At 70.3% G+C, this 11819-nt stretch carries 8 protein-coding genes and 1 pseudogene; 4 read left to right on the forward strand and 5 right to left on the reverse strand.

The annotated features are described in order from the left end of the window. The first annotated feature begins 266 nt into the window (after positions 1 to 266). Entirely contained in the window at positions 267 to 686 is a 420-nt protein-coding gene (locus KBX53_RS09095; RefSeq protein WP_030337921.1) for a PPOX class F420-dependent oxidoreductase, read from the forward strand. Positions 687 to 740: 54 nt separating this feature from the next. On the opposite strand, the gene KBX53_RS09100 is transcribed toward KBX53_RS09095, so the two are convergent. Further along, complete coding sequence (locus tag KBX53_RS09100) at positions 741 to 1625, reverse strand: bile acid:sodium symporter family protein (protein ID WP_030337922.1); 885 nt, start codon at positions 1623 to 1625, stop codon at positions 741 to 743. A gap of 145 nt (positions 1626 to 1770) precedes the next feature. On the opposite strand from KBX53_RS09100, the gene KBX53_RS09105 reads away from it, so the two are divergent. Next, positions 1771 to 3099, forward strand: a complete 1329-nt coding sequence (locus tag KBX53_RS09105) for a glycoside hydrolase family 18 protein (protein WP_030337923.1) — start codon at positions 1771 to 1773, stop codon at positions 3097 to 3099. A gap of 57 nt (positions 3100 to 3156) precedes the next feature. Here KBX53_RS09105 and KBX53_RS09110 read toward each other — a convergent pair whose 3' ends face one another. After that, the gene (locus KBX53_RS09110) at positions 3157 to 3513 is read right to left on the reverse strand and encodes a hypothetical protein (protein WP_247675346.1); all 357 of its coding nucleotides are present in this window, start codon (positions 3511 to 3513) and stop codon (positions 3157 to 3159) included. Between the two features lie 188 nt (positions 3514 to 3701). On the opposite strand from KBX53_RS09110, the gene KBX53_RS09115 reads away from it, so the two are divergent. Beyond that, positions 3702 to 6494: a M14 family zinc carboxypeptidase gene (locus KBX53_RS09115; RefSeq protein WP_247675345.1), complete on the forward strand. Its 2793-nt coding sequence runs from the start codon at positions 3702 to 3704 to the stop codon at positions 6492 to 6494. A gap of 295 nt (positions 6495 to 6789) precedes the next feature. On the opposite strand, the gene KBX53_RS09120 is transcribed toward KBX53_RS09115, so the two are convergent. Further along, on the reverse strand, positions 6790 to 8850 hold the full coding sequence (locus KBX53_RS09120) for a cellulose binding domain-containing protein (protein WP_210858605.1): 2061 nt from the start codon (positions 8848 to 8850) through the stop codon (positions 6790 to 6792). Between the two features lie 787 nt (positions 8851 to 9637). Between KBX53_RS09120 and KBX53_RS09125 the strand changes: the two genes are divergently transcribed. Next, positions 9638 to 10345, forward strand: coding sequence for a vancomycin high temperature exclusion protein (locus tag KBX53_RS09125; RefSeq protein ID WP_030337927.1), 708 nt, complete (start codon positions 9638 to 9640; stop codon positions 10343 to 10345). Between the two features lie 6 nt (positions 10346 to 10351). Here KBX53_RS09125 and KBX53_RS09130 read toward each other — a convergent pair. Then, positions 10352 to 11270: pseudogene (locus tag KBX53_RS09130) on the reverse strand (LacI family DNA-binding transcriptional regulator). 52 nt (positions 11271 to 11322) lie between these two features. Then, positions 11323 to 11819, reverse strand: a 497-nt coding sequence (locus KBX53_RS09135; RefSeq protein WP_210858607.1) for a carbohydrate ABC transporter permease, incomplete at its 5' end; no start/stop codon positions are given.

The following is an 11819-nucleotide window of genomic DNA, read 5'->3' on the forward strand; positions in this document are numbered from 1 at the left end:
GGTCGCGGCCACCGGTGCGGTCCACCGCCAACACGTCGACGCCGACGGCGCGCAGGTGGGCGACCACGGCTCGGCCGAGCTTGCCGGTGGCCCCGGTGACGACGACACGCCTGGGCAGTGCGGAATTGCTCATGACCACATCTTCGTCGCCGCCGGCGTCGCTCCGGCAGCCGGGTGCCCGCCACGCCGTGATCACGATCCGAGCGCGATCGGGCCAGCGGGTGCGTAACGTGCAGGGGTAAACGTTGTCGCGACGAGGAGACTTCATGTCCAAGCCACCGCTTCCCGAGGCCGCGGTCGCCATGCTCCAGAAGCCGAACCCCGCCGTCATGACCACCCTGCGCAACGGTGGCCAGCCGGTCTCCGCCGCCACCTGGTACCTGTGGGAGGACGGCCGGATCCTGGTGAACATGGACGAGAGCCGCCGCCGGCTGGAGCACGTCCGCAACGACCCCCGGGTGTCGCTCACCGTTCTCGACGAGGCCGGCTGGTACACCCACGTCAGCATCATCGGGCACGTCACCGAACTGCGTCCCGACGAGGGCCTCGCGGACATCGACCGGCTGTCGAAGCACTACACGGGCAACGCGTACCCACGGCGGGAGCGCGCCCGGGTCAGCGCCCTGATCGAGATCGACCGCTGGCACGGCTGGGGCGCGCAGAAGGACAACAACCAGGTCGGCTGAGAGTTGCCGCCCGCTCGCCCTGACCCCGCCGTCGGGGAGAGCGGGCAGCGGCCGTCAGGGCGTCAGGGCGGTGGCGGACCGGGCGCCGGCCCGGGTCACCAGGTAACCGAAGGCCGCCGCGGTGAAGAACATGACGATGCCGTAGACGGCGCCCGGGATCGCCATCTGGGTGCTGTTGAGCAGCGCCGGGCTGAGCGCGATGGTGATGGCCAGGGTGCTGTTGTGGATGCCGATCTCGAAGCCGGCGGCCGTCGCGGCGCTGCGGTCCACACCGGCGAGGCGCGGCACCCCGTACCCGATGGCGAGACTGAGCAGGTTGAAGGCGAGCACGGCCAGGCCGACCGAGACGAAGTAGTCGGCGATGTTCTCCCGCTCGCCGAGCACCGCACCGGCGATCACCGCGACGAGGACGACGACGGACAGGATCCGGACCGGGCGGTTCAGCCGCTCGGCCACCTGCGGCATCCGTGCCCGGATGAGCATGCCGATCGCGACCGGGACGAGCACGATGGCGAAGACCTGCAGCACCTTGTCGAACTGCAGGCCGATGCTGCGCCCGTCGGGCAGGAAGTACGCCGCCGACAGGTTGACCAGGATCGGCAGGGTGAACACGGCGAGCACCGAGTTGATGGCGGTCAGGGTGATGTTCAATGCCACGTGGCCGCCGAACAGGTGGCTGTAGAGGTTGGCCGTGGTGCCGCCCGGAGAGGCGGCCAGCAACATCATGCCGACGGCCAGCTCGGGTGCCAGGTCGAAGGCGAGGACGAGGCAGAAGCAGAGCGCCGGCAGCACCAGCACCTGGCAGACCAGGGCGATGACGGCGGCTCGGGGGTGGTGGGCCACCCGGCGGAAGTCCGCCATGGTCAGTCCGAGACCGAGACCGAGCATGATGATGCCGAGGGCGACGGGTAGTCCGATCAGAGTCACGGCGGAGTCCATGGCACAACATCGTTACCACCCGGTAACGCCGTCACAATCCCCCATGTGGCTGGCGGCTCTTGACCCCGGACGGTGACCGGCTTAACTTCATCAATCAGATAACTCTCTTTACTAATTCTGTCTGATGTCTCGTGGGAGTGTGCCGATGCGACCATTGCGCCACCGCCGTCTCACCGCCGTCGTCGCCCTGGCGACCCTGCTGGTCACCGCCGCTCCGCCCACCGTCGCCAGCGCCGGTGACAACAACCAGCGCCGCACCGGCTACCACCGGGTCGGCTACTTCACCCAGTGGGGCATCTACGGCCGGGCCTTCCCGGTCAAGAAGCTCGAAACCTCCGGGGCGGCGAGCCGCCTCACCCACCTCAACTACGCCTTCGGCAACGTCAGCGAGGACGGTCGCTGCTTCGTGGACGGTGGGCCGGGCGAGGGCGACGCCTGGGCCGACTACCAGCGACCCGTCCCGGCCGAGGAGAGCGTCGACGGTGTCGCCGACGCCCCCGGCCAGGCGCTCAACGGCAACTTCAACCAGCTCGCCAAGCTCAAGGCCAAGCACCCCGACCTGAAGGTGCTGATTTCGCTCGGCGGCTGGAGCTGGTCGACGTACTTCTCGAACGCCGCCCGCACCGACGCCTCCCGCAAGGCGTTCGTCACGTCCTGCATCGACCTCTACCTCAGGGGCAACCTCCCGGGCAGCACCCCGGGCGCCGCCGCTGGCGTCTTCGACGGCATCGACCTCGACTGGGAGTGGCCCAACTGGGAGGGTGAGCCCGGCAACGTCATCCGCCCGGAGGACCGGGAGAACTTCACCAAACTGCTCGCCGAGTTCCGCCGGCAACTCGACGCGTACGGGCGCACGACCCGCGCGCACCACCCGCTGACCGCGTTCCTGCCGGCCAGCCCGGCCACCATGGACGCCGGTTACGAGGGCCGCAAGATCTTCAAGTACCTGGACTTCGCCACCGTGCAGGGGTACGACTTCCACGGCGGCTGGGACGCGCGGGCCAACCAGCAGTCGGCGCTTCGCGTCCCGGCGGGCGCCCCGGACAACCCGGACTTCTCCGTCGAGGTGGCCATCGACGGGTGGATCGCCCGTGGCGCGCCACGGGACAAGCTCGTGCTCGGCATCCCCTACTACGGTCGCGGCTGGACCGGCATCACCGGCGGCGGCAACGGCCTGTTCCAGCCGGCCACCGGGCCCGCGCCGGCCACCTTCGAAGCCGGCTACGAGGACTACAAGAAGCTCAAGACGCTGGCCGGCAACGGTTACACCGTGCACCGCGACCTGCGCGCCGGGCACGCCTGGTTGTTCGACGGTACGACGTTGTGGACGTACGACGACCCGGCGGTGGTGTTGCAGAAGACGCTCTACATCCGACGGGCCGGCCTCGCCGGTGCCATGATCTGGTCGCTCGACGGCGACGACGACAACGCCACCCTGACCAAGACGATCGGCCTCGGTCTGACGACCTGGTAGGCGTACCCGATCCCTGCGGCCCGCCGCCGACCGACTCCTCGGCCGGCGGCGGGCCGGCTAGCTCTGCGGGGCGGTCACCGCGCGCACCGCCGCCTCGATGAGCGCGGTCACCTGGTCCATGTCTCGAGCGCGGTGGATGTCCACCTCGGCCGACCAACCGCCGGGCCGGGTGAGCGTCACCGTCACATCCTCGCGGCGGTGGGTCAGCCAGGCGGCGACCGCCTGGATGAGCACCATGGCGGTGCCCGCGTCGCCGGCCGCCACCCGCAGGACGTCCGGGTGGCCCGCCGACTCCCCCTCGGGAGACGTCGTGGTCACCAGCTCCCGCAGCCGCTCCTCGGCACGCAGCCAGGACGCCAGCGAACGCCGCGCGGCGGCGGACGGAAGATCCGGATGGATCGAGAGCGTGATCATCTCTGGCACGTCTCCTCCTCCCAGGCGACGACAAACCCGCGCCACCCATCCTGCCAGTCCGCGTCGGGACCGGCACGCCGTGTAGTCAGCGATATCGATCAAGCCTTGACCGCCGTGTCGACGATTCATAGGCTCCGGCCACTGCGAGGTTGTGCCCGAGAAGGGAAACACGACTCATGGCCCCATCGATGCGTCCATTCCGGAAGGTCCCCGCCAGACGCCTGGCGAGTGCCGCCACGATCGCCCTCCTGCTCGGCACGACTCCCCTGCTCGGTGGCACACCTGCCGCGAGCGCCGCCCCGCCCTCCCGGTGCAGCGACGACCCGACCGCCCGGTTGGGCACCGTGCCCAGCCCGGAGACCGTGCTCGGCTTCCCGCTCGGCGCGGGTCAGGAGCGGGTCGTCACCAACGACGAGGTCCACACCTACCTCGGGGCCGTCGACCGCGCCTCGAACCGGGTCGTCACCGGCGTGATGACCACCAGCGTGCTCGGCCAACCGTTGCCGTACGCGGTGGTGTCCAACGAACGTCACGTACGGCCCGCCGCGCTGCGCCAGATCGCCGACGACGTCCGGGACCTGCGTGACCCGCGCCGAACCAGCGCGCGGACGGCCGCCCGGACGGCGAAGGACAGCCCGGCCATCGTCTGGGTCACCGCGAACGTGCACGGCGGCGAGAAGAGCGGTGCGGACGCGGCGCTCAAGACGCTGTACGAGTTGGCGGCCGGCCTGTCCTGCGCCGTCGCCGAGCGCAACGACAACCTGGTCACCATCATCGTCCCCACCCAGAACCCGGACGGCCGCGACGCCACCCGGCGGCAGAACGAGTTCGGCTTCGACCTGAACCGGGACTGGTTCGCCCGCACCCAGCAGGAGACCGACGGCAAGCTCGAGCTGCTGCGCCGCTACCCGCCGCAGGTCTTCATCGACGCGCACGAGATGGGTGGCCGGCAGTACTTCTTCCCGCCCAACGCCGACCCGATCCACCACGAGATCGCCGGCGAGGCGGTGGACTGGATCAACCGGATCGGCGAGGCCAACAAGGCCGGCTTCGGCTTCAACGGGGCCTGCGACGAGACCGTCACCACCGAGTGCTACTTCAACTACGACACGTACGACATGTTCTTCATGGGCTACGGCGACACGGTGCCGACCACCGGCTTCGGCGCGGCCGGCATGACGTACGAGAAGGGCAGCGCGTCGGCGGTGGCCGACCGGGTCCAGCAGCAGTTCCACACCCAGTGGTCGACGCTCGGCTGGGCCGCCGCGCACAAGCGTGAGGTGCTGGACGGCTACTTCGACATCTGGACCGACGCGCTCGCCCAGGGCAGGGCGGGCACGCTGGAGCCGAACGAGGTGGTGCAGCCCACCAACGAGGTCCAGTTCCCGGTGCCGGACGTCAAGGTCCGCTCGTACTTCCTGCTGCCCGACCGGCAGCTCGCCGACGTCCGCCAACTCGTCGAGCGGCTGCGCCGGATGGACGTCGAGGTGTACGAGGTGCGCAAACCGACCCGGGTGCCCACCGCGCGGGTCTTCGGCGGGCGCACCGCCACCAACGTGACAGTGCCCGTTGGCGCGTACTGGATCCCGATGGACCAGCCACAGAAGCACTGGATCCAGGCCGTCATGGGCGAGGACCCGTACGTGCCGTTCCCGTACTTCTACGACGTGTCGTCCTGGAGCAACCCGCTGCTGATGGGTGTCTCGGCCATCTACACCGGCGACACCGTCAAGCCGAAGGCCGAGCTGGTCCGGAAGGTCTCCGGTGGTCGCACCGGTGCGGCGTGGCCGTGGGGCTCGTACACGTACCCGCTCGACTCGGCCGCCGCCGCGGAGTTCACCTTCAGTCTGCTCGGCCGTGGCGTACCCCTGGTCCGTGACCTCACGACCAGCACTGTCGCCATCCCGGCCGCCACTGTGAGCCGGAGCGTGGACGGGCTGGCCGAATCCCTCGGGGTCAGCCTCACCCCGGGTGGTCGGCCCTCCGGTACCCGCCTCGACCTGCCCGACGTCGGGCTCTTCCAGGGCACCGGCATCTCCACCACGTCGGGCTCCCACGGCGAGGCGCGCTACGTGCTCGGCAAGCGGTGGGGGCTGGACCTCAAGCCGGTCACCACTGCCGACATCAACGACAACACCGCCGCGTTCACCGGGCGTACCGTGCTGGTGGTGCCGGACGGCAGCAGCCCGACCGGCGGTCTGACCGCCGCCGGCCAGGCCAACCTGCGCGAGTGGATCGCCCAGGGCCACACCTACGTGGGGCTGCGCAACGAGGGCACCCGGTTGGCCCGCGCCGCCGGGCTCACCTCCACCACCGAGAAGACGAAGCCGGCCGACTACCTGGTGATCGGCTCACACCTGCGGGTGGACGTCGACACCGACAGCCCGGTCGCGTCGGGTCGCCCGGCGGAGGACTTCGAGTTCAACAACAGCGACCCGATCCTCACCCCGAGCACCACCGGGACGAACGTGCTGAGCTACCCGACCGGTGACACGTTCTGGGCCAACGGCTACACCGTCGGCGCGGACACCCTCAAGGGCACCGCGGCGGTGGTGGACGAGCCGACCGGCGCCGGTCGGGCGGTGCTGTTCGCGTTCAACCCGCTCTTCCGGGCGTACAACGAGAATGGTCTGCACCTGGTGGCCAACGCGCTGCTCTACCCGGCGGGCGCTGCCCCGGACGCCCGGCGCTCGGCCGGTGTCGACGCGGCGCGCACCAGCGCCGCCGCCGCGCCCGTGACGCCGGACCTCGGCGGCGGCTGGCGACCGATCACCATCCAGGTCGCGGCCGGCGACCTGCCCCGCACCCGGGCGATCGTCGAACGCTTCAGCACCGACGCGCAGGCGTCCACGAAGAACGGCTCGGCGTACGTCGTGATCCCGAACCCGCAGGGCCTCCAGGTCGACGAGCACCCGTTCGCGAACGATCTGGTACGCGCCCTGCGCGACGCCGGGGTGCCACTGCGGTCGGTGGTCGCCTGACGTAGCCCCGCACGCCGAAACGCCCGTCCCCACGTATCGGGGGCGGGCGTTTCGGTGGGTTCCGGGGTTAGTCAGGTGCTGCCGCCGGGACCACTGCGGGTGGACTTACGGCCCTATGGAGCTGATGCCGTCAACGAATCAGCTGACCCCTGGACCGACCCCGCTGACCCCACGGCTGTCACCTGTCCTGATTCGTTTGCGGCATCAGCTCCAAAGCGTCGCTACCCAGGACGTCGCCCTCCGACGATCGGACGACATGTGCCCAGGTCGACGAACGCGACAGGCATCAGCTCGGTCACCCGGTCGCGCAGACAGTGCCGTTGAGGGTGAACGCGGTGGGCAGCACGTTCGGGCCGCTGTACGCGCCGACGAAACCGGCGCTCACTGTGGCACCCACGGCGATCTGCCGGTTGTCGTCGGTCGGGGTGACCCGCACGGCGGTGCCGACCTGTTCCCAGGTGGCGCTCCAGCCGCTGCTCACCTGCTGCCAGCCGGTGGGCCAGGTCCAGGTGAGCGTCCAGCCGCTGATTGGCTTCGTCCCGTTGTTGGTGATGTCGACGCCACCGATGTAGCCGTTGCCCCAGTCGTTGGCGGTGGTGAAACGGACGGTGCACGCGCTGGCGGCGGGGCTGCCGGTGGCGAAGGTCAGCGGCGGTGAGGACCAGGAGACCCGGCCGGCGGTGTCGCGGGCCAGCACATTGACGGTGTACCTGCTGCCCGGCACCAGGTTGTCGACAGTGAACGAGGTGGACGCCGTCTCGCCGAGCTGCTCGCTGACCGCGCCGTTGTGCCGGTACACCTCGTACTTGGCGATGGGGCTGCCACCCGGTGTGGCCGCCGGCCAGGTGATCGTCGCGGCGCGGTCGGTGACGCCGCTCGCGGTGGGCTGGCCCGGCGTCGAGGGCCGTCCGGCGGACGTGCCGGCCGGTCGCAGCACGATCGTGGTCAACGAGTACGCCGGCAGCGTGCGGCTGGTCGCCGAACCGGACTGGCCGGTCGCGATGCCGGTGGCGCCGTTGGTGAGGGTGGACACCGTCGGTGCGACCGCCGACGGGGTGAACCCGGCGTAGTCGATGGTGACCGGGTGGTCGTGGTCCGGGTCCTTGTTCACCAGCAGCACGGCGAGGTCACCGTTGGCCCGGCGGACGGCGTGCGCGGTGACCAGCGGCTCGTCGGTGCCGGCGCGGACGAACTGGTCGCCGGGCGTCGCGAAGAGCTTCATCATGCGCAGCCCGTGGTACGGCGCGAAGGGCGTGTTCAGCGGCGGTTGGCAGACCGAGCCGTCCTCGGTGCAGGCGCCGCTGGAGAGCATTCCGAAGTCGCCGTAGTCGGTCTGGCCGGCCACCTGCGCCACGGTGCCCATGCCGTTGTGCACGTTCCACCACTGAACGGTGAAGACGCCGCTCTCCAGCAGCCCGCTGTAGACGTCGGCCAGGAAGAGTGCCGCCGGCTGGGTGGTCCGGCCCGCGTCGACGTTCAGCTCGGTGAAGCTGATGCCGATACGGTCGGCGTTCGCACCGGCGTACCGCGCGAGTTGTTGCCGCAGCAGGTAGGTGGCGTCGGGGAGGTGGTTGACGCGGGCCAGCGACTCGGCTGCCGTGCCGCCCGGGTACCAGTGCACGTCCACGAAGTCGATCTTCGGGCCGGCGATGGAGAGCACCGTCTGGTTCCACGGGCCGGGGTCGCTGCCGGCGGTGATCCCGTCCGGCCAGTTGCCCGGCATGGTCAGCACCGCCCCGACCTTGATGCTCGGGTCCACCGCCTTCATCGCGTCGGCGTACTCGACGACCAGCCTCGCGTACTGTGTCGCGCTCTTGTCCGGGTGGTTGTCCGCCTCCCAGGCGGACCCGTAGTGGCCGTTGCCGTAGTTCTCGTTGCCGACGGTCCAGTAGCGGGCGTCGTAGCCCTTCGTCACGTTGGCGTACCGCACCCAGTCGGCGGCCTCGGCGGGCGTGCCGGTGCCGTAGTTCGCAATGATCATCGGTTGGGCGCCGGCGCGCCGGACCGCCGCCATGAAGGTGTCGAAGTCGGTTCCCGGTGCGACGTAACCGCCGGGCGCGGTGTGGTCCTTCCAGTGGTAGATGTCGGCGTACGAGCCGCCGGGGTAGCGCATCATCTGCACGCCGGCGTCGCGGAGCAGGTCCGATGTCTCGGCGGTGCCGAGGTTCGCGTCCCAGATGGCGTGGTTGACGCCGAGCGCGGTATCCGGCACGGTCGCCAGACCGGCGCGGGTGTTGACGGTCACGCTGACCGGGTCGGCTGCCGCGCTGGCGGATGGCGGGTTGACGCCCGCGAGCGCGCTCGCGGCGAGCAGCAGGCCCGCCAGGAGTGCCGCACGGGTCTTCGGTGTACGCATGGGCGGGTTCCTTCGCGCAGGTGAGCCGCCCCGCCAGTCACTGTGCGACGCGGGCACGGGCGAGCTCGTGGACGATTGGCCTTCGTTGGTCCATCGCTTGTGTCACCGTCCCCCGGAGATCACACAGGGATCCCGGTTGCCCAGTGGACGGAGGTCAGCCCGCGCGCGGCTTCATCGACGTACCACAATGGCACTGGCGGCTGGACAATCTCAAGGTGCGACAGGCTGACCGCCGTCGGCGTACCCCGTCGGTTGTCGCCGCCACTGGGTGGCGTCCCGCTGTTCGGGCCCGGACACCGAACAGCGGGACGCGACCCGGGCGGCCAGGGCCGGGACCGACGGTCGTCTTCAGGGGCGGCCCAGGGGTGGGCCGCTGCTCAGCGGTGCGCGCTGACAGGCGGGCGGCCGGTTGTCGTCGCACGACTGTCCCGGCTGCTGCGCTGCCCTGGATTCCCGGTGGCCGTTCATGCCTCGGCCGCGTGGCGCGCGGGTCGCCCGGTGGTGGTCTCGGGCCGTCTCGCGCCGGCCGCGTGCCACCCGCCCCACGCCACGATCGTCGTCCGTCACGCCGCGGGTCACTGTCACTGGCGACAACTCCGTCACCGCGGCCCGAGGTCGTTCGAGTACCGACGACTGTCCGTAACGTTAACGCTAACAGTGAGCGATTGTCCATAGACAACTGCCGTTGTTGGCTGCTGCGGTGGTGGTGTTTCGGCGGGACGGCGCGGCATCAGGTCGACGGCGACGCGGTCGACCGCCGCGCGCACCGGCGGAATAGCCTTGCGGCATGCGGGGACGATTCGGGGCGGCCAGGCGGTGGTACGCGGAGCATCGGCGGTTGGCCCGCTGTGCGGTGCTCGCGCTCGTGGTGGGGGCGGTGGCGCTGGCCGGGGGCACCGTGGCCAGCGTGACGTGGATCCGCGACATCGCCGACGGCCACCTCTACGCCGAGGCCGAGGTGCCGGACGCGCCGGTCGCGCTGGTGCTGGGCACCAAGGTGGACGCGGACGGCATACCCTCCCCCGTCCTCGCGGCCCGGTTGGAGATCGCGCGGCGACTGTTCGACGCCGGCAAGGTTCGGGCGATCCTCGTGTCGGGCGACAACATGAACGCCGACTACAACGAGCCCGCCGCGATGCGGAGCTGGCTGGTGGAGCGGGGCGTGCCAGCACACAAGGTGGTGCCGGACTACGCCGGATTCGACACCTACGACTCGTGCGCGCGGGCCGAGCGGATCTTCGGGGTGCGGCGAGCCACAGTGGTGACCCAGTCCTTCCATCTTCCGCGCGCCGTGGCGCTGTGCCGGCGGCTCGGCATCGACGCCAACGGGGTGGGCGACGACAGCGCGAAGCGGTACGCCCAGACGTGGTGGTTCAGTTCCTCCCGGGAGAACGGCGCCTGCCTGAAGGCCGCGCTGGACCTGCTCTCCGGTCGGGATCCGGCGCACCTGGGCCGCCGCGAGACGGGCGTCGACGACGCGTTGCGGGTCGACTGAGCAGGATCACGACCGGGCAGGTGCGACGCTGTCGCGGACGATGAGTTCGGTGGCGAGCTCCACCCGCGGGCTCTCGGTCCGCTCGCCGCTGGCCAGGCGCAGCACGGTACGCGCGGCCAGCATGCCCATCTCGGCCAGGGGTTGACGGACGGTGGTCAGCGGCGGCGAGCACCATCGCACCTCCGGCAGGTCGTCGAAGCCGACCACGCTGACGTCGTCGGGCACCCGCAGGCCGCGTTTGCGGACCGCCTCGTAGACGCCGAGGGCCATCTGATCGCTGGAGGCGAAGATGGCGGTGGGCGGGTCGGGCAGGCTCAGCAGCTGTATACCCGCGGTGAAGCCGGACTCGTGGTAGAAGTTTCCCGGCCGGATCAGGGCGTCGTCGATGGGGATACGCGCGGCGCCGAGGGCGGCCCGGTAACCGTCCATGCGGGCCCGGCTGCACATCAGGTGCGGCGGGCCGGCGATGAAGCCGATGCGACGATGACCCAGGTTGATCAGGTACTGGTTGGCGCTGAGGCTGCCCGCCCAGTTGGTGGCGCCGATGGTGGGTGACTCCTGCGGGTCGACCCCGGCCGGGTCGATGATGACGACCGGCAGGTGCAGCCGACGCAGCTCGGCCTGCAACGGCGGGTTCACCATCGAGGTCACGAAGATGATGCCCTCGGTGGAGCGCGTACGCATGTTGTCGAGCCACTGCTTGGCCGAGGACATCCGCCAGTGGATGGCCGACACGACGGTGCCGACGCCGGGCCGGTGCACGGCGGCGGTAGCCGTGCCGGTTGAGGAGCGCCTCGACGCGTTCCCGGGTGTCGGGGGCGACGTCGGAGCGGCCGTTGATGACCCGGGAGACGGTGGGTACGGAGACTCCGGCCAACCGGGCGATCATGGCGATGGTGACGTTTCGGCCGTTCGCTGTGCCCACGGTCCCCCTGCCTCCTGTTGGAAACGTCAGGTCTGCTCGCGGTGGTGTGCTGTCATCCCTTGATGCTGCCGGTGAGTCCGCCGATGAGTTGGCGTTCGGCCACGGCGTAGAAACCCAGGGCCGGCACCATCGACAGCACGACGTAGGCGAGCACCCGTGCGGTCTCGGCGGTGTACTGGCCCTGGAATGCCTGCACCCCGACGGGCAGGGTCCACCAGCTCTGGTCGGTGAAGACGACCAGCGGGAGCATGAAGTTGTTCCAACTGGTCACCACGGCCAACACCGAGACGGTGGCCAGGGCCGGGCGGGCCATCGGCAGCAGGACCCGCCAGAAGAAGCCGAACGAGCCGCAGCCGTCGAGGACGGCGGCCTCCTCGATCTCCGCCGGGATGGTGCGGAAGAACTGGCGCAGGATGATGATGGTGATCGGCAGCCCGAAGGCGGCCTGGGGCAGAATGACACCGAGCGGGTTGTCCAACAGGCCCATGCCGCGCAGCAGGACGAACAGCGGCAGGATGGCCACCGCGAACGGAAACATCAGGCCGATCG

The sequence above is a fragment of the Micromonospora sp. M51 genome (genome assembly GCF_018070305.1).
GTDB lineage: Bacteria > Actinomycetota > Actinomycetes > Mycobacteriales > Micromonosporaceae > Micromonospora > Micromonospora parva.

Coding starts and splice junctions, on each gene's coding strand:
- KBX53_RS09095 (WP_030337921.1), top strand. CDS start 267: ATGTCCAAGCCACCGCTTCCCGAGGCCGCGGTCGCCATGCTCCAGAAG.
- KBX53_RS09100 (WP_030337922.1), bottom strand. CDS start 1,625: ATGGACTCCGCCGTGACTCTGATCGGACTACCCGTCGCCCTCGGCATC.
- KBX53_RS09105 (WP_030337923.1), top strand. CDS start 1,771: ATGCGACCATTGCGCCACCGCCGTCTCACCGCCGTCGTCGCCCTGGCG.
- KBX53_RS09110 (WP_247675346.1), bottom strand. CDS start 3,513: ATGATCACGCTCTCGATCCATCCGGATCTTCCGTCCGCCGCCGCGCGG.
- KBX53_RS09115 (WP_247675345.1), top strand. CDS start 3,702: ATGCGTCCATTCCGGAAGGTCCCCGCCAGACGCCTGGCGAGTGCCGCC.
- KBX53_RS09120 (WP_210858605.1), bottom strand. CDS start 8,850: ATGCGTACACCGAAGACCCGTGCGGCACTCCTGGCGGGCCTGCTGCTC.
- KBX53_RS09125 (WP_030337927.1), top strand. CDS start 9,638: ATGCGGGGACGATTCGGGGCGGCCAGGCGGTGGTACGCGGAGCATCGG.